The sequence below is a fragment of the Streptomyces sp. NPDC002499 genome, assembly GCF_053595415.1.
The window spans coordinates 95,156-114,220 of sequence record NZ_JBSFXO010000008.1 but is presented as its reverse complement, the minus strand read 5'-3'; the positions used below and the strand labels follow the sequence as shown (position 1 = coordinate 114,220).

Annotated in this window: 15 protein-coding genes; 9 read left to right on the top strand and 6 right to left on the bottom strand. The window is 71.6% G+C overall.

Features of this window, described 5'->3' with window-relative positions; translation table 11 throughout:
- Positions 1-10: 10 nt before the first annotated feature.
- Entirely contained in the window at positions 11-1,678 is a 1,668-nt protein-coding gene (locus tag ACWD5F_RS23400) for a PHP domain-containing protein (RefSeq protein WP_451256950.1), read from the top strand.
- A 30-nt stretch (positions 1,679-1,708) separates the two neighbouring features.
- Here ACWD5F_RS23400 and ACWD5F_RS23395 read toward each other — a convergent pair whose 3' ends face one another.
- The 4 genes from ACWD5F_RS23395 to ACWD5F_RS23380 are packed head-to-tail and all read right to left on the bottom strand — an operon-like array spanning position 1,709 to position 5,523.
- Positions 1,709-2,164, bottom strand: a complete 456-nt coding sequence (locus ACWD5F_RS23395) for a MaoC family dehydratase (protein WP_451256948.1) — start codon at positions 2,162-2,164, stop codon at positions 1,709-1,711.
- A 23-nt stretch (positions 2,165-2,187) separates the two neighbouring features.
- Entirely contained in the window at positions 2,188-3,690 is a 1,503-nt protein-coding gene (gene menE, locus ACWD5F_RS23390) for an o-succinylbenzoate--CoA ligase (RefSeq protein ID WP_451256946.1), read from the bottom strand.
- Positions 3,691-3,709: 19 nt separating this feature from the next.
- Positions 3,710-4,585: an amidohydrolase family protein gene (locus ACWD5F_RS23385; protein ID WP_451257559.1), complete on the bottom strand. Its 876-nt coding sequence runs from the start codon at positions 4,583-4,585 to the stop codon at positions 3,710-3,712.
- 20 nt (positions 4,586-4,605) lie between these two features.
- Positions 4,606-5,523 carry an SDR family NAD(P)-dependent oxidoreductase gene (locus tag ACWD5F_RS23380; protein ID WP_451256944.1) on the bottom strand — a complete coding sequence of 306 codons (918 nt, stop codon included), beginning with the start codon at positions 5,521-5,523 and terminating at the stop codon, positions 4,606-4,608.
- Between the two features lie 201 nt (positions 5,524-5,724).
- Between ACWD5F_RS23380 and ACWD5F_RS23375 the strand changes: the two genes are divergently transcribed.
- The 5 genes from ACWD5F_RS23375 (at position 5,725) to ACWD5F_RS23355 (ending at position 11,168) form a co-directional block, all read left to right on the top strand.
- Complete coding sequence (locus ACWD5F_RS23375) at positions 5,725-6,156, top strand: MarR family winged helix-turn-helix transcriptional regulator (RefSeq protein WP_401712929.1); 432 nt, start codon at positions 5,725-5,727, stop codon at positions 6,154-6,156.
- Positions 6,153-6,914, top strand: coding sequence for an IclR family transcriptional regulator (locus tag ACWD5F_RS23370; RefSeq protein WP_401712587.1), 762 nt, complete (start codon positions 6,153-6,155; stop codon positions 6,912-6,914). Before ACWD5F_RS23375 ends, ACWD5F_RS23370 begins: the two co-directional genes overlap by 4 nt.
- Positions 6,915-7,036: 122 nt before the next feature.
- Positions 7,037-8,239: a sensor histidine kinase gene (locus tag ACWD5F_RS23365; RefSeq protein ID WP_451256942.1), complete on the top strand. Its 1,203-nt coding sequence runs from the start codon at positions 7,037-7,039 to the stop codon at positions 8,237-8,239.
- On the top strand, positions 8,236-8,937 hold the full coding sequence (locus ACWD5F_RS23360; protein WP_451256940.1) for a response regulator: 702 nt from the start codon (positions 8,236-8,238) through the stop codon (positions 8,935-8,937). The genes ACWD5F_RS23365 and ACWD5F_RS23360 overlap by 4 nt, the downstream gene beginning before the upstream one ends.
- Before the next feature lie 131 nt (positions 8,938-9,068).
- Entirely contained in the window at positions 9,069-11,168 is a 2,100-nt protein-coding gene (locus ACWD5F_RS23355) for an MMPL family transporter (protein ID WP_451257557.1), read from the top strand.
- A 127-nt stretch (positions 11,169-11,295) separates the two neighbouring features.
- Here the strand turns inward: ACWD5F_RS23355 and ACWD5F_RS23350 are convergent, their stop codons facing one another.
- A complete protein-coding gene (locus ACWD5F_RS23350) occupies positions 11,296-14,382 on the bottom strand; it encodes an FAD/NAD(P)-binding protein (protein WP_451256939.1) in 3,087 nt (1,028 codons plus the stop codon).
- 316 nt (positions 14,383-14,698) lie between these two features.
- On the opposite strand from ACWD5F_RS23350, the gene ACWD5F_RS23345 reads away from it, so the two are divergent.
- The 3 genes from ACWD5F_RS23345 (at position 14,699) to ACWD5F_RS23335 (ending at position 18,047) form a co-directional block, all read left to right on the top strand.
- Positions 14,699-15,943 carry a L,D-transpeptidase gene (locus ACWD5F_RS23345; RefSeq protein WP_451256937.1) on the top strand — a complete coding sequence of 415 codons (1,245 nt, stop codon included), beginning with the start codon at positions 14,699-14,701 and terminating at the stop codon, positions 15,941-15,943.
- Positions 15,944-16,086: 143 nt separating this feature from the next.
- The gene (locus ACWD5F_RS23340) at positions 16,087-16,443 is read left to right on the top strand and encodes a twin-arginine translocation signal domain-containing protein (protein WP_451256935.1); all 357 of its coding nucleotides are present in this window, start codon (positions 16,087-16,089) and stop codon (positions 16,441-16,443) included.
- Positions 16,444-16,661: 218 nt separating this feature from the next.
- The gene (locus ACWD5F_RS23335; protein WP_451256933.1) at positions 16,662-18,047 is read left to right on the top strand and encodes a glycoside hydrolase family 16 protein; all 1,386 of its coding nucleotides are present in this window, start codon (positions 16,662-16,664) and stop codon (positions 18,045-18,047) included.
- Positions 18,048-18,152: 105 nt separating this feature from the next.
- Here the strand turns inward: ACWD5F_RS23335 and ACWD5F_RS23330 are convergent, their stop codons facing one another.
- A complete protein-coding gene (locus ACWD5F_RS23330) occupies positions 18,153-19,058 on the bottom strand; it encodes a helix-turn-helix domain-containing protein (RefSeq protein WP_451256932.1) in 906 nt (301 codons plus the stop codon).
- Positions 19,059-19,065: the final 7 nt, after the last annotated feature.

Genomic DNA, 19,065 nt, shown 5'->3' with positions numbered 1-19,065 from the left:
TTCCACGATCATGACCGAGCAGCAGCTGCCCGACTGGGCCGACCCCGCCGTCTCCCCCGCCGCCCTCGACGCCCAGGGCGTGTCGAGACGCCAACTCCTGCGCCGCGCCGGCCTGTTCGGCGCCGCCTTCACCCTCGGCTCGGCCGCGACGCCCGCCCTCGCCGCCGACCGCGCCGGCTTCGGCGGCAACGACCCGCGCCTGGCCTACCTGGTCGGCGACCACCATGTGCACTCCGTCTACAGCCACGACGCGAAGTACACGTTCTCCCAGCAGGCCAAGGCCGCCGCCAAGTACGGCCTGGACTGGATGGTGTTCAACGAGCACTCCAACTTCGGGCACGCCAACTACGGTGCCGCGCTGGAGCACAAGGAGATCCTCAAGGCCCGTGCGCAGAACCCGCGCCAGCTGATCTTCCAGGGTCTGGAGTGGTACATCCCGGCCGCCGAGCACTGCACGGTGTTCGCCGCTCCGGGCCGGCACGAGGTGGACCTGCTCACGCAGTTCGAGCTGGCCTACGACGGCAAGCTGCTGGGCTACACCGAGGGCGCGGCCGGCGCGACCGACACCGCCCGCAACGAGGCGCACGCCGTCAAGGCCATCAAGTGGCTGACCGAGCAGCGCCGTTCGGGCTACGTCGACGACGTCCTGGTCCTCGCCAACCACCCGCTGCGCCTGGGCATCGACTCCCCGCACGAGATCCGCGACTGGCGGGACGCGGCCCCCGAGATCATGATCGGCATGGAGGGCGCGCCCGGCGCCCAGGGCGCGGCGATCCCCGGCTGGCGCGGCGCCACGTCGATCCGCGGCGAGTACGAGAACAAGCCCTCCGCGCAGTCCTGGGCGGGCTACCCGGCCGACGCCTACCTCACCTACGGCGGCTTCGACTGGGCTACCGCGACCGTCGGCGGGCTGTGGGACTCGATGCTGGCCGAGGGCAAGCTGTTCTCGATCAGCACCAACTCCGACAACCACCGCACGGTCTTCGACACCTGGAAGAACGGCGACTGGCCCGCCGGGCAGAACTTCGACAACACCGGCAGGCTGCCCGACCCGGTGAACACCGACACCCCGCAGCCCGGCAGCGACTTCTGGCCCGGCGAGTTCAGCCGCACCCACGTGGGCGTGACCCGCTACGGCTACACCGCGGTGATGGCGGGCCTGCGCGCGGGCCGGGTCTGGCTCGACCACGGCCATCTCCTCGACGGGCTCGACGTGCGGGTCAAGCGGGACTGCGACGCCGGTCGCGGTGTCACCCTCGGCGGCCGGCTGCGCGTGCGCAGGGGCGAGCGGATCACGCTGTACGTGACGGTGACGAGCGCCTCCCGGGCCAACCCGCAGGGAATCCTGCCCGAGTTGGCGCACGTCGACGTCATCCGGGGCGCGGTGCGCGGCCGGGTCAGCGACCGGGACAGTTGGCAGGCGCCGGACACCAGGGTCGTCTCCACGAAGGACGTGTCGGGCCGCAAGGGGACGTACACCCTGCGCATCCCGCTGACCGCCGGGGACGAGTCCTTCTACCTCCGGCTGCGCGGCAGCGACGGCAACCGGCACGGGGCCGGTTACCTCGGCGCCTCCGTCGACCCGCACGGGCCGATCACGCACGAGCCCGGCAACGGCGACCCGTGGGCGGACACGTGGTTCTACTCCAACCCCGTCTTCGTGGACGTGAGCAGGTAGAGAACGTGAGCAAGTAGAGGACGGCGGGGATCAGGCGTAGAACCTCGACAGGCTCTGGAGGACGGCGGCGGGCTTCCCGCCGCCGTCGATCTCTATGGTGCCGTCGACGGCGACCTGCACCCCGCCCGGGACTTCCTCGACGGACGCCAGCTTCGCGACCAGGCGGATGCGGGAGCCGACCTTCACCGGTGCCGGGAAACGCACCTTGTTCAGGCCGTAGTTGACCTTCGTGGTGACGCCCTGGACGTCCAACAGCTCGGTGAACAGGGGGATGAAGAGGGAGAGGGTCAGGTAGCCGTGCGCGATGGGCGCGCCGAAGGGGCCCTGGGCCGCCCGCTCCGGGTCCACGTGGATCCACTGGTGGTCGCCCGTGGCGTCGGCGAAGGTGTCGATCCGTTCCTGGGTGACCTCGATCCACTCGCTGGTGCCCAGGTCGCTGCCGGCGAGCTTCTTGAGTTCGTCGAGGCCGTTGACGGTGATGCTCATGAGTAGTCTGTTCCTTAGGGGAGTTACCGGTCGCCGAAGCGCTTGCGCACCCGGGACTTGAGGAGCTTGCCGGAGGCGGTGCGCGGGAGTTCGTCCGCGACCACGACCGACTTCGGGATCTTGTACTTGGCGAGCCGGCCCGACAGCGAGGCGATCACCTCGTCGGGGTCGAGCGAGGCACCGTCCCTGGGCACGACGACCGCCCGCGGCACCTCGCCCCACTTCTCGTCCGGCACGCCGATGACCGCGCACTCGACGATGTCGGGGTGGCCGAGGAGCAGGTCCTCGATCTCGGCGGGGTAGATGTTCTCGCCGCCGGAGATGATCATGTCCTTGATGCGGTCGACGATATGGACGTACCCGTCCTCGTCGACCCGGGCCGCGTCGCCGCTGCGGAACCAGCCGTCCGTGAAGGAGGCGGCCGTCTCCTCGGGCAGCCCCCAGTAGCCGGGCATGACGTGCGGTCCGCGGACCACCACCTCGCCGGTCTCGCCGACGTCGACGGGGACCAGGTCGGGGCGGACCACGCGCACATCGCTGAAGAAGTGCGGCACACCGGCCGAACCCGCCTTGCTCACCGCGTGTTCGGCGTCCAGGAACAGCGTGCCGGGGGCCGCCTCCGTCATGCCGTAGCCCTGGAGGAAGGTCAGTCCGCGCTCCTGGTAGGCGGCGATCAGCGGGGTCGGCACCGGGGAGCCGCCGCAGGTCAGGATGCGCAGGGAGGACAGGTCGGCGGCCGGCCAGTGCAGGTCCCGGGCCACCTGGTCGAACATCGTCGGCACCCCGAACATGAAGGTGATCCGGTGTTGTTGGATCAGATCGAGGGTCCGGGCCGGGTCGAAGGCCTCGACCAGGACGCAGGTGCCGCCCTTGAGCAGGACCGGGAGCGTCAGCATGTTCAGACCCGCCGTGTGGAACAACGGGGCGGAGACCAGGGCGCGTTCGTCGGCGATCAGGTCGGTGTCGACGAGGACGTTGAGCGCGTTCCAGGTGAGGTTGCCGTGGGTGAGCATCGCACCCTTGGGGCGGCCGGTCGTGCCCGAGGTGTACATGATGACGCAGGTGTCGTCGGGGATGACCGGCTCGTCGATCGGCTCGGCCGCGGCCGACGTCAGCAACTCCTCGTACTCGGCGCCGACTTCGACGTAGGTGCGGACGTCGGTGCTGCCCGGGAGTCCGGCGACGAGCCCGGTGTGCGAGGGGCCGTGGACGAGGGCCTTGGCGCCGGAGTCGGCGAGCTGGTAGGCGACCTCGGGCCCGGTCAGCCGGGTGTTGAGGGGGACGAAGACCGCGCCGAGCGTGCCGGCCGCGAACAACGTCTCCAGGTAGGAGGGGTGGTTGGGGCCGAGGTAGGCGACGCGGTCGCCGCGCCGGATGCCGCGGGCGCGCAGGGCGTGGGCGAGACGGGTGGTGCGGTCGTACAGGTCCGCGTACGTGAGCGTGGTGGCGCCGTGGATCAGGGCGGTGCGGTGCGGGGTCTTGCGGGCCCGGCGTGCGGGCCACGACCCCAGTCCCTCGTTGCGCATGTCGGGCCCCTTTACGGTTCTACGGTGCGGTCAGCCCGAGCAGTCGGGCGGCGTTCTCCTTGAGGATCTTCGGCCTGACCTCGTCCTTGATCGGCAGCTTCTCGAAGTCGGCGAGCCAGCGGTCCGGGGTGAGGACGGGGAAGTCGGAGCCGAAGAGGACCTTGTCCTTGAGCAGCGTGTTCGCGTACTGCACGAGCTGCGGCGGGAAGTACTTCGGCGACCAGCCGGACAGGTCGATGTGCACACCCGGCTTGTGCGTGGCGACGGCGAGGGCCTCGTCCTGCCAGGGGAAGGACGGGTGCGCCAGGATGATCTTGAGGTGCGGGAAGTCGGCGGCCACGTCGTCCACGTGCAGCGGGTTGGAGTACTTGAGGCGGATGCCGCCGCCTCCCGGCACCCCCGCGCCGATGCCCGTCTGGCCGGTGTGGAAGAGGGCGATCGTGCCCGTCTCCTCGATCACCTCGTACAACTCGTACGCCACCGAGCGGTCGTTGGGGAAGAAGCCCTGGATGCTGGGGTGGAACTTGAAGCCCCTGACGCCGTACTCCTCGACCAGCCGTCGGGCATGCTTCACGCCCGCACGGCCCCGGAACGGGTCGATGGACGCGAAGGGGATGAGGACGTCGGCGTTGGCGGCGGCGGCCTCGGCGACCTCCTCGTTCGGGACGGGCGCGGTGCCGGTCGCGGACTCGGCGTCCACCGTGAAGATCACGGCGGCCATCTTCCGCTCGCGGTAGTACGCGGCGGTCTCCTCCAGCGTCGGCTTCCGCTTGCCCTCGACCTTGAAGTAGGCGGAGGAGGCGTCGTGGAGGTCGTCGTCCAGGGAGGAGTGGCCCTTGGAGGACACCTCCGCATGCGTGTGGACGTCGATGGCGACGAGTTCGCCGATGTCCATGGGGCCCGTGGGGGGTGTCATCACGCCTCCGGCAGCTTCGGTGCGGGGATGCCGACCGACTGGAGTTCGGCGCCGACCGAGGTGGGGAAGGCGTCGGCCAGGGTGTCGGGGGTCCAGCCGCCGTCGGCGTACGCCGTCCTGACCTCCTGCGGATGGGACCAGAGTGCCACCTTGTCGCCGCCGATGCCGATGGCCTGGCCGGTCACTCCGCGTGCCCGGTCGGAGGCGAGGTAGGCGACGAGGGCCGCGCAGTCCTCGGGGGTGCCGAAGCCCTCGCCCTTGCGCAGGAAGCCGGGCAGCGGCTCGCCGTTCCGCATGGCCTCGACGTACGGGGCGAAGGCGGGGATCGTCTCGGTCATCGCGGTCGCGGCGACCGGCACGATCGCGTTGACCGTGATGCCCGCGCGGCCCAGCTCCATCGACCAGGTGCGGGCGAACGCGGCGATGCCGGCCTTGGCGGCGGCGTAGTTCGTCTGGCCGAAGTTGCCGCGCTGTCCTGCCGGGGAGCCCACGAGGATCAGCGTGCCGCCCTCGCCCTGCTCGCGCATGCGGACGGCGGCGGCTCGGGCGCAGGTGAAGGTGCCCTTGAGGTGCGTGGCGATCACCGCGTCGAAGTCCTCGTCGGTCATCTTCCACAGCACCTTGTCGCGGAGGATGCCCGCGTTGGTGACCAGCACGTCGAGCCGCCCGAACTCGGTCACTGCCCGGTTCACCAGCCGGTCCGCGGCCTCGGCGGTGCCGACCGGGACGACCTCGGCGACGGCCGTGCCGCCCGCCTCGGCGATGGACTTCACGGCCTGCTCGGCCACCGCCTCGTCGACGTCGTTGACCACCACGGAGGCTCCGTGGGCGGCCAGGGCGTGGGCATAGGCGAGGCCGAGGCCCCGGCCGCTGCCGGTGACGACGGCGACCTTGCCGGTGAGATCGATGCTGGGCACGGGTGGGTCCCTTCACGAGCTGGTGCGGGTGGTGCGGCTTCGAGATCGAAGCTAAGAGCAATAGTTGTTGACGTCAATAGTTGTTGATTGCTGAAAGGTGCGGGATGCTGGGAACCCTCAGCACGTACCGAGCCGCACCGGGAGCCCGCCATCGCACGCCAGCACGCCACCCCGAACCCCATCGACGCGGACGAGCCGTGGATGCGCGGGCTGCACGCGGACACCGGCTACCTGCTGTACCGGCTGGGCCTGCGCTCCGGTCAGTTGTTCAACACGTTCCTCCAGGAGTCGGGGCTGCGGCTGCGCCACTACGCGGTGCTGCGCTTCCTCGCCACCTCCGAGGGCGCCCTCCAGCGCGAGCTGAGCTCCCGGCTCGGCTACGACCCGAGCGCGATCGTCGGCCTGGTCGACGACCTGGAGAAGCAGGGCTTCGCCGAGCGCCGGCCCTCCCCCGACGACCGGCGCAGCCGGATCGTCGTCCTGACCGAGGACGGCCGCGCCTTCCTGCGGGACACGGACGAGGCGGGGCTGCGCGTCACGAACGAGCTGCTGGGCCCGCTCGGTCCGGCCGAGCGCGAGACGCTGCACGCGCTGCTGCTGCGGATGACCGAGGAGGGCTTCGGCTCGCCATGAGCGACGCCCGCTCCGCGCCCGACCGGCTGCTCGCCGTGCTCGCCGCCTTCGACCACGAGCACCCAGGACTGTGCCTGACCGACATCAGCCGCCGGGCCGGTCTCACCCTCACCACCGCGCACCGGCTGGTGGCCGCGCTGACCGAGTGGGGCGCGCTGGAGCGGGACGAGTCGGGTGTCTACCACGTCGGGCTGCGGCTGTGGGAGATCTCGGCGCTCGCCCCGCGCGGGCTCGCGCTGCGGCAGGTCGCGCTGCCGTATCTGGAGGACCTGTACGAAGCGACGCACGAGAACGTGCAGTTGGCGGTCCGGGACGGCGGCGAGGTCGTCTACACCGAGTGGCTGTCGGGGCGTTCGGCGGTGGGCGTGCACATCAGGGTCGGGGCGCGCTGGCCGCTGCACGCCACCGGGGTCGGCCTCGCGCTGCTGGCCCACGGGGAACCGGCGTTCCAGGAGGAGTACTGCGCCGGTCCGCTCGCCTCCTTCACGCCGTACACCGTCACCGATCCGGGACGGTTGCGCCGGATGCTGGCCGAGGTGCGGCGCACCGGGATCGCGGTGAGCAGCCGGCAGGTGACGTCCGACGCCCTCTCGGTCGCCGCGCCGGTGCGTGGTCCGGGCGGTGCGGTGGTGGCCGCCGTGTCGGTGGTGGTGCCTCAAGTCGAGGCGCAGGTACCGGTGTTGGTGCCCGCGGTGCGGCTGGCGGCGCGCGGGATATCGCGGGCGCTGGGATGGCGGCCGGAGCGGAAGGAGACGTGAACTCCCGCCGCTCGGTGCGGTGGACGCCGTCCGCCGGGGCGCCGGATATCCCTCTCACCGGTGAGGACCGGTCCACCCTGACCTCGTGATACTGGAACGGCCCTTGCCCCGAGGAGCCGCCCATGTCCCCGCAGTCCTCCGTCGCGCACTCCTGGTACGCGCGGCTCAACACCCGCCTGCGCACCGCGAATCCCTACGTCGTCGACACCGCCCTCGCCGCCGTCGTGCTGTTCGCCGTCTCGCTCCAGTGGCTCTTCCCCGACGAGGGCGACGACCGCCTGACCTGGCAGGGCTGGCTGCTGGGCGCCGCCACGGCGGTGCCGCTGGTGTGGCGGCGCAGATCGCCGTTCGGCACCGCGTGCGCCGTGTCGGTCACGTCACCCGCGATGGCGATCTACCACGCGCCACCGCCGGACGTGGTCTACGGCGGTCTTGTCGTCCTCTACACCATGGGCGCCCAGGGCCGGCCCTGGCAGCGGCGCGTGATGCTGTTCGGCTGGATCGTCGGGGTCACGCTGACCATGCAGCACAAGGAGGGCGCCCGGCCCTTCGAGTACGCCTTCCATCTGATGACCATCGTCTGCGCCTACGCGCTCGGCGTGCTCACCCGCGTCCAGCGCGCCTACACCGCGGAGTTGGAGGACCGGGCGCGCCGCCTGGAGCGGGAGCACGCCGCCGACACCGCGCGGGCGACGGCGCAGGAACGCGCCCGGATCGCCCGCGACATGCACGACATCCTGGCGCACGCGGTGAGCCTGATGGTGGTGCAGGCGGAGGCGGGACCGGTCGTGGTGCGCAGTGATCCGGCGCGCGCGGAGGCCGCGTTCGAGGCGATCGCGGGGGCCGGGCGGGACGCGATGGGGCAGCTGCGGCGGATCCTCGGAGTCCTCAAAGAGGAGCAGCGGCAAGGGACTTCGCCGCAGCCGGGAGTGACCGCGCTGCCCGACCTGCTCCGCCAGGTGGGTGAATCCACCGGCCTGCACGTCGAGTTGCGCACCACGGGCGAACCGCGCCCGCTGCCCCCGGACACCGGCATCGCCGTCTACCGGGTGGTCCAGGAAGCCCTGACCAACACCGTGAAGCATGCGTACGCTTCCTCCGCGACGGTCCGACTCGACTGGACGGAACGGGAGTTGACCTTGACGGTGACGGACGACGGCCGGGGCCCGTCTGCTCCCGGCGACGGCGGACACGGGCTGATCGGCATCCGCGAGCGGGCGGCGGCCTGCGGCGGCACCGCCGAGGCGGGGCGCGGTCCGGACGGCGGCTTCCGGGTCGTCGTACGTCTGCCGGTGGCCGCGGACCGGCAGGCGGCGCTGGGGTGAGCATCCGCGTGGTCGTCGCCGACGACCAGGAACTGGTGCGCAGCGGGTTCACCATGATCCTGGAGGCGCAGCCGGACATCGAGGTGGTCGCCGAGGCCGGGGACGGGCAGGAGGCGGTCGCCGCGGTCCGGCTGCACGCGCCCGACGTGCTGCTCCTCGACATCCGGATGCCGGTGATGGACGGGCTCGAGGCGGCGCGGCGGGTGTGCGCGCAGTCGAGCTGCAAGGTCGTCATGCTGACCACGTTCGACCTCGACGAGTACGTCTACGAGGCGCTGTACGCGGGCGCCAGCGGCTTTCTGCTCAAGGACGTCCGCCGCGACGACCTCGTGCACGCGGTGCGGGTGGTCGCGGCCGGCGACTCGCTCCTCGCGCCGACGGTGACCCGGCGCCTGGTCGCGGACATCGTGCGGCGGCGCCGCGGTGAGGCCGCCGCCTCGGTCACCCCGCAGCGGCTCGACGTCCTGACGACTCGCGAGACGGAGACCCTGACGCTGCTGGCCCGCGGACTGTCCAACGCCGAGATCGCCACGACCTTCTTCGTCAGCGAGCACACCGTCAAGACCCATGTCAGCAATGTGCTCAGCAAGTTGGGCCTCAGAGACCGGGTGCAGGCGGTGATCTGCGCCTACGAGACGGGACTTGTCGTCGCGGGGGCGCCGGTCACGGAAGACGGGATTCCTCCCGCGCGGGAGTGAGTCCCGGCCCCCTCTCCCTCGTACGACGGAGTCCCGGAAACCGCTCCCTCCGGCGATCCGGTGGCACCCCCTCCCGCACGAGCCTGTGGGGCATGTCCATCGATGCCTCGCACACCTCGCAGGGAGGGACCGTGCTCTCCGCACTCGCCCGGACGGCCACCCGTCGTCCGCTCACCGTGATCCTGTTCTGGGTGCTCTTCCTGTTGCTCGGCTTCGGCCTGGGAACGGGCGTCTTCGCACGACTCTCCGACAACGTGCCCGAAGTACCCGGCACCGAGTCCGAGCACGCCGCGCAGTACCTGGACCGCACCGACCCGACCGGCGAGTCGATCACCGCCGTCGTCGAGGGCGTCGCGGTCACCGACCCCGGCCTGCGCGACCAGGTGGAGCGGGCCGTCGCCGACGTGCGCGCGATCGCCGGGGTCGCCGCCGTGCCGGACCCGTACACGACCCGCGGCCTCACCTCGGAGGACGGGCAGGCTCTGCTCGTCCCGGTGACCCTCACCGGCGGTCTCGACGACGACGCCGAGGAGCGGGCCGTGGACGCGGCGGCCGACCGGATCAAGGAGATCGACGCGCCCGAAGTCCACGTCAGCGGCGGCCCGTTGCTGGGCACGCAGATCGGCGAGCGGGCCCAGGAGGACGTGCGCAACGCCGAGTTGATCTCCCTGCCGGTCGTACTGGCCCTGCTCCTGGTCGTGTTCGGCGGACTGCGCGCGGCCGCGCTGCCGTTGGTGATCGCGGTCAGCGGGATCGCGGGCGCGTTCCTCGCGCTGTTCGGCTTCAGCCAGGTCACCGACATCTCCGTGTACGCGATCCAGGTGACGACGATGCTGGGGCTCGGACTCGCCGTGGACTACGCCCTGTTGATGCTGGTCCGCTTCCGCGAGGAACGCCGGCACACGGACGACGTCGTCGAGGCCGTGCACCGTACGGTCGCCGCGGCCGGCCGGACCGTGCTGTTCTCCGGGGTCACGGTGGCCGTCAGCCTGACCGGGCTGCTGGTCTTCCCGAGCGTCTTCCTGCGCAGCATGGGCCTGGCCGTGGCCGCCGTGGTGGTCATCGACATGCTGGCCGCGCTGACCCTGCTCCCGGCGCTCCTCGCGAAGTTCGGCGGCAGGATCCCGCCGGCGAAGGTCCGCCCGGACCGCGAGGAGGGCCGCGTCTTCGCCCGCCTCGCCCGCTTCTCGGCCCGCCACCGGGTCGCCGTGGTCGCCGTCGTCGTACCCGTCCTGCTCGTCCTGGCGCTGCCCGTCGCCGGCATGAAGATCCAGCTCGGGGACGCCACCCAGCTCCCGAAGAGCACCGAGGCACGGCAGTTGTACGACACCGTCGACGCGCACTTCCCGCCGGGCACCGGCGTCTCCCCGGTCACCGTCGTCCTGAAGCCGGGCACCGACACGGCGACCGCCGACCGTATCCGGGCCCTCTCGCCGACGGCCGAGACCCACCAACTGCCCGGCGGCACAAGCATCGTCGAGATCCAGCCCTCCGGCAGTGTGGACGGCAAGGCGGCCACGGACCTGGTGAAGCGGGTCCGGGACGTACGCGGTGACGCGCCCGTCCAGGTCACCGGACCCGCGGCCCGACTGGTCGACTTCCGCGCGATGCTCTCCGACCGGGCGCCCTGGGCCGCGGTGACCGTGCTCGTCGGCATCTTCGCCCTGCTGTTCGCCTTCACCGGCTCGGTACTGATCCCGCTGCGCACGATCCTGACCACCCTGCTCAGCCTGGGCGCGGCGCTCGGGGCGGTGGTCTGGGTCTTCCAGGACGGGCATCTCGCCGGGGCGCTGGGAGCTCAGGGCCTGGGCGCGCTGAGCCTGACCGCACCCCCGCTGATCATCGCGATCGCGTTCGGACTCGCCATGGACTACGAGCTGTTCATCCTGTCCCGGATGCGCGAGGCCCGGGCGCGGACGCACGACGACCAGGAGGCCGTGGTGACCGGTCTGCGCCGCTCCGGCCGCGTGGTCACCTGCGCCGCGCTGCTCCTCGCCGTCGTCTTCGGCGCCTTCATGACCGGCGGCTTCTCCCCCATCCTGCAGATCGGCCTCGGCCTCACCCTGGCCGTCCTGATCGACGCGACGGTCGTCCGGATGCTCCTCGTCCCGGCGACGATGGCCCTGCTCGGCCGCCGCGCCTGGTGGGCACCGAGGCCGCTGCGGCGGGTGCACGACCGGTACGGACTGCGTGAAGAGGCGGCTGAGCAACGGGAGTTGACCCACCACTGATCCGACAGCGGTTGACCTCCGGAGCCGCGGTCCGTCCTCCCACGGGGGTGGAGGACGGACCGCGGCTCGACGTACGGAGCAACCGATCACACGAACAGTGCGCCCAGGCAAGGCGGCTGACGTGGGCTCAGTTCCCCACCCCCGCAAGCCCCTCCCGCATCCGCCGGTCCCGTGGCGCCTCCTTCCGGTCCAGCCGTGCGTCCAGCAGCCGTCGTGCCGCCTCGCACCGGCCCGCCGCCACCAGGGCGTAGAGCAACGTCTCCTCGACGACCTCCCGTTGGGCCGAGCTGCCGCCGACCCGGCGCAGGACCGGGAGCAGGGCGTCCAGGCCGCGGGCGGCCTCCTGGAAGCGTTCCTCAACGAGCGCGGCGAAGGCCTCACACAGGGGGACGATCACCTCGCGCTGCACCTGGTCCGCGCCGGTGGCGTGGTCGCGCAGCCGGCGCAGGGCCGGGAGGTCTCCGGCGGCGGCGAGGGCGACGGCCGCGTGCAGGGCGGTGAAGGCGGTCGCCGGGCGTTCCAGGACCTCGTGCGTCACCGACTCCAGGACGTCCGAAGTGGGCAGTTCGCCCGGCCAGTTGTCGCTCAGCCGGGCCCGCCACAGCAGTGACCCCGAGTCGACCAGGGCCCGCACTCCGGTCACCACCCGCCCGGGCGCGAGCTGGGCGAACCAGCGTCGGCGCACGGCTTCCGGGTCGTCGAGGGCGAGTTCGTGCAGCGCGATGTGCCAGGAGAAGTGCGCCCGGTGCACCGCACCCCGGCCCTGCCCGGCGACCCAGCCGTCCAGCCAGTCGCGGCCCGCCTCGTGCGCGCCGGACTCGTAGTGGACGTGGGCGAGCGCGTGCACGGCGTGTCCGGCGGCGGGCTCGGCGGCCAGCGCGCGGTGGGCGAGCTCGCCGGCCTCGTGCAGCCGCCCCTGCTCCTGGCGCAGGAAGGCCAGCAGCGAGGTGTGGAACCAGTGGCCGTCGTGCGCGGCGGAGGTCGCCTCGACGAGGCGCAGCGCCCGGTCGTCATCGAGGTCGGTCACGCCGGAGAAGGCGATGGTGGGCACAGCGACCGCCAGGGCGAGCGCGTCGGCGGGGTGCGCGTCGAGGTGTCGTACGAGTGCCGCGTCCCCGCCATCGCCGTGCACCCGGCGGGTCACGACGTCCACGAAGGACCGCTCCCGTTCGTCAGCCCGGTCACGGGCACTGCGCTGCGCCTCGGCCAGGGCCCGGGGTACGTCGACGTCGGCGCCGCACTCGTGGCCGAGCAGGGCGAGGGCCGCGTGGCCCAGCGCGAAGCCGGGGTCGAGGGCGACCGCGCGGGCGAAGGCGTCCTCGGCGCCGGCCCGGACCTTGAGGACCCGGTCCAGTCCTGTGCGGTAGGCGGCGGCCGACTCGGCGTGGGTGGAGAGGGCGAGGTCGTGTCCGTCGACCGGACGGCGGGCCGGGCGCCGGCTCGACCTGTGCCTCGGGGTGAGCGGGGCGAGCAACTGCCGTGCCAGGGCTGCCGCTTGGACCCGGATCTCGGGGATCGCGGTGGTCTCCCACAGTTCGCCGCGGCGCGGGGCGCCCAGTGTGAACAGCGGCCGGTCGGCGCGGCCTTCGGCGTCGAGCAGCCGTCCGTCGACCGTGGCCACGCCCATGCCGAGCGGTCCGGCGACCGCGGCGCCGGACGCGAACAGGGAGCGCCAGAGCGGGTCGTCGAAGCGGCGGCCGGGTCCCGTGCAGTCGATCACCCAACCGACGCGCAGGGTACGGCCGTTGGAGAGGGTGACCGTGAGCGCGCCGTCATGCTCGACGGCGTCCGTGACCACCCCGGTGTGGACGGTGAGCCGGCGCGCGGTGCGGGCCCGGGAGACGTGCTCGGCGGTGGCGGGGGCCATCCGGTGGCGGTGGGTGTTCCACAACGAGCCCTCGCGGGCCAGGAATTCGGCGCGTTCCTCGGGCGTCAGGCTGTGCCACAGGCGCGCGGTGTGCGGGCGCAGGCTGTCCAGGGCGGGGCGCCAGTCGCCGTGGGTGCGCACGGAACGGCTGATGTGCCGGTAGACGGCGCGACGCAGCCGGCCGAGCGAGGTGTCGTCGAGCCCGTCCGGCGGGGCCATCGGGCCGGCCGGGGTGAGCGCGTGCGGCTGGGGCAGCAGACCGCTGCGGGAGAGGGCGTGCACCGTGCGGCCGGGGCGGTCGAGGGCGAGGGCGAGGTCCACGGCGGTGAGGCCGGTGCCGACGAGGAGGACGTCGGCGGTGTCGCTCTGCAGTCCGTCCGAGGCAACCTCGGCGGTGCCGCTCTGCGGTCCGTCCGAGGCAACCTCGGCGGTGTCCCTCCTCGGCCCGCCCAGGGCGCCGTCAGCGATGCCGTTGCGCGGACCATCCAAGGCACCGTCAGCGGTGTCGCTCCGCGGGCCGCCCGAGGAGACATCGGCGATGCCATTCCGCCACCCACCCGAGGAGACGTCCGCGACGCCCCTCCGCGAGCCGCCCAAGGCGCCGTCAGCAGTGCCATTCCGCGGACCTCCCAAGACACCGTCAGCGGTGTCCCGCCTCGGCCCGCCCAAGGAGACGTCCGCGATGCCATTCCGCGACCCACCCAAGGCGACGCCCGCGATACCGCTCCGCGACCCACCCAAGGCGACGTCCGCCGGGTCGGCCAGCGGACCGTCCAGGGCGCCCGTGGTCCACGGCTCGGCGACGAAGCGGGCCGAGGTGCGCAGGGCGGGTGGTGCCCATCCTGCGGACGGGGCGGCGGGTCCGGTGGCCAGGACGGCGCTGTGCACGGTGAGGTGTCCGCCGTCGGCGAGGTGGAGGTCCACCCGGCCGTCGGGGGTGCCGGTACAGCTCTCGGCGCGGGTGCGCAGCCGGCGTACCGCGACCGTGCCCTGGGCCCGGACGATCGCCTGCGCGAGGGTGTCGGCGAGGTAGGCGCCGTAGCGGTAGCGGGTGGCGAAGTCGGCGGCGGTGACGGACGGTTCACCGTGTCTGCACAGCCAGCGGGTGAAGTGGCCCGGGTCGTCCGGGTAGCAACTCATGCCGCCCGAGGGCACGTTGAGGCGGTGACGTGGGTCCCGGGTGGCGTACGCGGTGCCACGGCCGGCTTCCGGGGCCGGATCGACGAGCACGAGGTCGAGCGGTGTCCGGCGGCGCGTGGCGCTCTCGCAGAGCTGGACGGCGGTGAGGGTGCCCGCCGCGCCCGCTCCGACGACGGCCACGGTGTGTCGCTCGCGGACTTCGGTCACGAGTACCTCCGGCAGTGATCGGCGGCGGAGCCGCGGGAAACGGAACTCCGCCTTCAGTCGTTCCTCGCTTTCGAACTATTCCGACCGGGAAGGTGGGGAAGCCATGCCGGAGCGGGGATCTCACCGGATACTCAGGGCCCGGTCGGGCCGTTCATACTCTGTTCACAAACCCGGGCGCCCCCACAACCGTGCTTTCAGGCCTTCTCTCACCCTGTCCTCACAGGAATCTCAGGGAGCGGCCCGGGGATTCAAAGGATCAACCCATGTCCGCGGCGCAGGATGCACCCGCAAGGTGGATTTCTCAGGAAGGCCTGCCGTGGGCGCATCGCACATATCGAACCGGTCCGAGCAGCAGTCGGCGAGGTGGTCCCGGCGCGGGGTGCTCACCGCACTCGGCGCGGTGCCTGCCGCTGTCCTCACCGGGTGCAGCTCGGCGGGCGCCTCGGAGGACGACACCACGAAGGCCGCCGCGTCGGGCGTGGCCTCGGCTTCGGCCACGAAGCGGCCCACCATCACGGTCAGCCCGGCCGACGGCACCAAGAAGGCCGACTTCGCGAGCCCGGTCGAGGTCACCGTGACCGACGGCACCCTCGCCTCGGTCGAGGTCACCGGAAACGACGGCTCCACGCTGGCCGGTTCGCTGAACGACGCCAAGACGAAGTGGACGTCCGCGAAGAACCCGTACTCGGGTACGAAGTACACCGTCGCGGCAACGGCCCAGGGCGCGTCCGAGCAGACCTCGACCTTCACCACCAAGGCGCCCGGCGAGACCTTCGTCGGCTATTTCACGCCCGAGGCGAACACCACCTCCGGCGTCGGCATGCCGGTGTCGCTCAACTTCACGCACGCCGTGGCGGACCGGGCCGCCGTCCAGAAGGCGATCACGGTGACCGCCGAGCCGGCCGTCGAGGTGGTCGGCCACTGGTTCAGCGACACCCGGCTCGACTTCCGCCCCGAGACGTACTGGGCGTCCGGCACGACGATCACACTCAGCCTGCGCCTCAAGGACGTCGAGGGTTCCGACGGCGTCTACGGCGTCCAGTCGAAGGACGTCACCTTCCACATCGGCCGCGAGCAGATCAGCACGGTCGACCTGTCCACCAAGGAGATGGTGGTCAAACGGGACGGCGCGACCCACGCCACCTACCCCGTCTCCGGCGGCGACTCCGACCACACCACCTGGTCCGGGATCATGGTGATCAGCGAGCGGTTCAAGCAGACCCGCATGGAGTCCTCGACGGTCGGGCTCGGCGACGAGTACGACATCTCGGACGTCCCGCACGCCCAGCGCCTGACCACCTCCGGCACCTTCGTGCACGGCAACTACTGGGCGTCCACGGGGGTGTTCGGCCACCAGAACACCAGCCACGGCTGCGTCGGCCTGCACGACACCAAGGGCGCCAACGACACCTCGGTACCCGGATACAAGTTCTACGACAGCTCCATGCTCGGCGACGTCGTCATCGTCAAGAACTCCGGCGAGAAGACGGTGGAACCGTCCAACGGCCTCAACGGCTGGAACATGTCGTGGGCCAACTGGAAGGCGGGCAGCGCGATTTAGGCCCCGCCCTTCGCACGAGGCCGGTCTCGCCCAGGCCGTCCACTAGCGGACGATCTCGTTCAGCCCCTCGCCGTGATCGACCGTGCCTACGATCGGCCGACGGCCCCGGGAGGCACCCGCGCGGCCGTGAAGGAGGGGGTACCTTGTCCAGAATCTCAAGACGTTCCCTGCTCGGATACTCCGGTACGGCCACCGCCGGCGCCGTGCTCGGTGGCGCGGCGACGGCCCAGCCGGCCCAGGCCGCGGAGGCGGAACAGACCGCGGACACCACATCGACCGACTTCCCCAACGGGACGCTCTTCAGCGGGAACTCCCAGCTGGTTCAGGACGATATGAACGGGGACCTCACGATCAAGTTCAGCGTCGCGGTGAGCGACACACCGGCGGCCAACGTCGTCTCCCCGCTGGAGATCGCCGAGGCGCTCAACGAACTCGCGGCCAGCAAGGGCTGGCCGCCGATCACGTTCTACGGCACCCCGGCGCCCGCTCCGCTGAACTGACCCGGACCGAGGCGGCCGCGGTCCGCGGCCGCCTCGCACCCATACCTTCCATACGGTCCTTCATCGGGTGAACTCGCCCCGTCCGCAAGGACTTTCCCTGCTTCAACTCTTGACGACCGGAGTACCTGAGGGCACATTGACCCCACCTCTGAGAGCGCTCTCAAAGGTTCTTGGACACCCGCGCACCCCACCTCACTCCGTACCCGAGAGGCACCCCCATGAGTGCACCCTCCGGAATACCCAGACGCCGCCGCGCCCTCGTCGCCGTACTCTCCACGATCGGTCTGGCGGCCGCTCTCGCCACGGCCGCCAGCCTGCCCGCGAACGCCTCCGCGCCCACTCCCCCGGCGGGCTGGTCGCAGGTCTTCCTCGACGACTTCAACGGGACCGCCGGCACCGGCGTGAACACCTCCAACTGGCAGTACGACACCGGGACTTCGTATCCCGGCGGCCCCGCCAATTGGGGCACCGGTGAGGTCGAGACGATGACGAACAGCACCACCAACGTCTCGCTCGACGGCTCCGGCAACCTGCGCATCACCCCGGTGCGCAACGCGGCAGGTCAGTGGACCTCGGGCCGCATCGAGACCACTCGGACCGACTTCCAGCCCCCGGCCGGCGGCAAGCTGCGCGTCGAGGCCCGCATCCAGATGCCCAACGTCACCGGCACGGCGGCCGAGGGCTACTGGCCGGCGTTCTGGGCCCTGGGCGCCCCTTACCGAGGGAATTACCAAAACTGGCCGGGCGTCGGCGAGTTGGACATCATGGAGAACGTCCAAGGCCTCAACAAGGTCTGGGCGACGCTGCACTGCGGTACCAGCCCGGGCGGCCCGTGCAACGAGACGACGGGCATCGGCAATTCGGTCGCCTGCCCGAACACGACCTGCCAGTCCGGCTTCCACACCTACTCGATGGAGTGGGACCGCTCGGTGAGCCCCGAGGCGATCCGCTTCTACGTCGACGGCGTCAACTACCACACCGTGACGGCGAGTCAGGTGGACGCGACCACCTGGGCGAACGCCACCAACCACGGCTTCTTCCTGATCCTCAACGTGGCGATGGGCGGCGGCTTCCCGGACGCGTTCGGCGGCGGCCTCGACGGCGACACGCAGTCCGGCGTGCCGATGGTCGTCGACTACGTCCAGGTCCTGTCGGCGAGTGGGAGCGGTACCACGCCTCCGCCGACCGGCAACCGGGACGCCTACAGCGCCATCCAGGCCGAGTCCTACGACAGCCAGGCCGGCACGGTCCCCGAGACGACCACGGACACCGGTGGCGGCCAGGACATCGGTTCGCTCGCCAACGGCGACTGGGCGCAGTACAAGGGCGTCAACTTCGGCTCCACGGCGGCCACCCAGTTCGTCGCACGCGTGGCCAGCGGTGCCGCCTCCGGCGTGAGCGGCCTGGTCGAGGTGCGCCTCGACAGCCGTACCAGCACGCCCATCGGCAGCTTCGCCCTCGCCAACACGGGCGGCTGGCAGTCCTGGCGGACGATCCCGGCCAACATCAGCGGGGTCACGGGCACGCACGACGTCTATCTGACCTTCACCAGCGGCCAACCGGCCGACTTCGTGAACGTCAACTGGTTCAACTTCGGGCACTGACACGCCCGTTGGCGATGCCCCCGCGAGGCCGGTGAGATCCGGTCCTGCTCGCGGGGGCATCGCCGTGCGCGGGGCATCGCAAGGGGCATCGCGCGGGTTCGGCCGCTACCGCAGCTCCGCCCGGAACCCCGCCGGCGTCAGGTCCGTGTGCTGGTGGAAGAACTTGGAGAAGTTCGCCGCGTCGGGGAAGCCGACCGCCACGCCGACGCGGCCGATGGACAGGTCCGTGTGGGCGAGGAGGCGCTTGGCCTCCAGGACCACGCGTTTGTCGATGAAGCCCTTGGGGGTCTCGCCGGTGGCGGCGCGGACCGCGCGGACGAGGGTGCGGCGGGAGTAGCCGAGGGCGTCGGCGTACGCGCTGACGCTGTGGTTGGTGGCGAAGCCCTGCTCGACGGCGTCCCGGAAGAGGGTGAACGTCGTGTCGGCCTGTCCGCGGGCCGCCTCCGCGGACGTGGCCGCGAGATGGGCGAGGCGGAGCAGGAACGCGGTCAGCGAGTGGCGCAGGATCGAGGTGTGCAGGCTCAGTGTGAGCGTGGTCGTGTCCTCGTACTCGCGTTGGAGCTGGGCCAGGGACGAGCGCAGGGCGGCCAGTTGGGGGGCGTCGGGGCGGAGCAGGGGCGGCAGGTCGTAGCGGTAGAGGCCGGTCGCCTCGACCGTGGCGCGCGGGAGGAAGCCGGGCTGCATGGTCAGGACGGTGCCGCGGTACTCGTCTTCCCGTGCGAAGCGGTGGACCTGGCCGGGGCGGATCCACAGGATGTCGCCGGCCGTCGCCTCGTACTCGTCGAAGTCGATCATGTGGCGGACCGGCCCCTCGTCGAAGAGCATCACGACATGGAAGTCGATGCGGTGGACGCGGTGCAGCGGGGCATCCGCGTGCCAGGTGCGGTCGGTGCCCATCGGGCCGACCTGCATGCCGACCCCGCACACACTCAGCTCGACCGGGAAGGGAAACGTTCGGATGGCGTCCACGCCGCCTTCACCGTCGCCACCTTGGATGGTTCTGTCCGCCATGTCCTTC